The following is a 1,461-nucleotide window of genomic DNA, read 5'->3' on the forward strand; positions in this document are numbered from 1 at the left end:
TGTAATCGATGGACTCGCCCCCGCCGAGGCATCACAGTGCCACGGTGGCGTTCGAAGAAGCCAACGGCAGCGAGGGCGAGACCATGAAAAAGCATAGTTCGAAGCACGATTCCCTGTCTTCCACCGATGTGGAACTTTGCACAACCATCTGCGTAGACCTGGCCAAACAGGTCTTCCAGTTGGCAGGCGAGGACGCTACTGGGCGGGTGATCTACGAAGATCGCATCAAATCCCGTCAAGCATTCCATGACTTCCTGACTAGGCTGCCAACGACAGTGGCTGTCTTGATGGAGTGCGGTCCAGGCGCACAAGCCTGGGCCAGGCTGCTGCAGACCAAAGGTAATCCGGTTCGCATCCTGCCTGCGCAACGCGTCGCCGAACACCGCAGCGGCGCGAAGAACGACCGTAACGATGCCCATGCCATTCTGCGTGCCGGTCGCGATACCAGCATTGCCTCCGTACCGATCAAGAGCACCACAGCGCTGGCTATTCAAGCACTGCATCGCATCCGGCGCGGCAACATCAAGCGGCATACAGCGCTGGGCAATCAGATACGTGGTCTGCTGCTTGAGCATGGCGTATCCATGCCTCAAGGCGATGCCGCGATCAGTCAGCAGGTACCGCGGGCGCTTGAGGATGCCTCCTTGCCTCTGCCCGACTTATTGCGGGAGTTGCTTGATGAGCTGCTGACTGACTGGCTGTCTTTAGGTGAACGCATTGCGGCGCTGAGTGGACGGCTCGAAGTGACAGCCCAGCAAGATAAGGTGGCACAGCGGCTGATCACTATTCGTGGCGTTGGCCCAATCATCGCCACGGCGATCGTGGCAAAACAGACCGAGCCCAGCCGCTTCGCGAGTGGCCGAATGTATTCCGCCTTCTTCGGTATCGTGCCGGACCAGCACAGTAGCGGAAACAAAATCAGGCTGGGCAGAATGAGCAAGCGAGGTGACGGCTACATACGTAGCCTGATGATCCAGGGCGCGCATGCTGTTTTGAGTCAGCTAAGACCTGATTCCGATCAGCCAGACGATCGCCGCCTCTTGCGCTGGCTATCGCGCCTTGGACGCAAGGAGGCGGCGATCAGACTGGCTAATCGAAATCTGCGCATTATCTGGGCTCTGCTACAGAGCAATCAGGTCTACCAACGCAAACCGAACAACAACCCGGAGGCCGCTATGAGCCTCTGACCAACCGAGCAATGCCACCGGAGCGCTGAGCGCTCCAACCCCTGCTAGTGAACATTGACCCTAGGTAAGACCGTCGCAGACAGATGCCTCCGCTCCTACAGGCCTGACGTAATGGCCTCAATGTAAACGGCACACTGCGAGCTCACCACGATGTTGGCCAGAAGCGAAAAGCTTCCTCGAATAGGCCTGATACATAGATGCAACCGGGTTCCTATGTTCAAAGCAGCTAGACAATGTAGGCGAGTCCATACATAGGAGCGGCCTTGTGCCGCGA

At 57.9% G+C, this 1,461-nt stretch carries 1 protein-coding gene; it reads left to right on the top strand.

What is annotated here, in order from left to right; genetic code table 11:
• The first annotated feature begins 128 nt into the window (after window positions 1-128).
• Window positions 129-1,187, top strand: a complete 1,059-nt coding sequence (locus WF331_RS29100; protein WP_174371984.1) for an IS110 family transposase — start codon at window positions 129-131, stop codon at window positions 1,185-1,187.
• Window positions 1,188-1,461 lie beyond the last annotated feature (274 nt).

Source organism: Pseudomonas sp. YNh (assembly GCF_037993085.1).
Classification (GTDB): Bacteria; Pseudomonadota; Gammaproteobacteria; order Pseudomonadales; family Pseudomonadaceae; genus Aquipseudomonas; species Aquipseudomonas putida.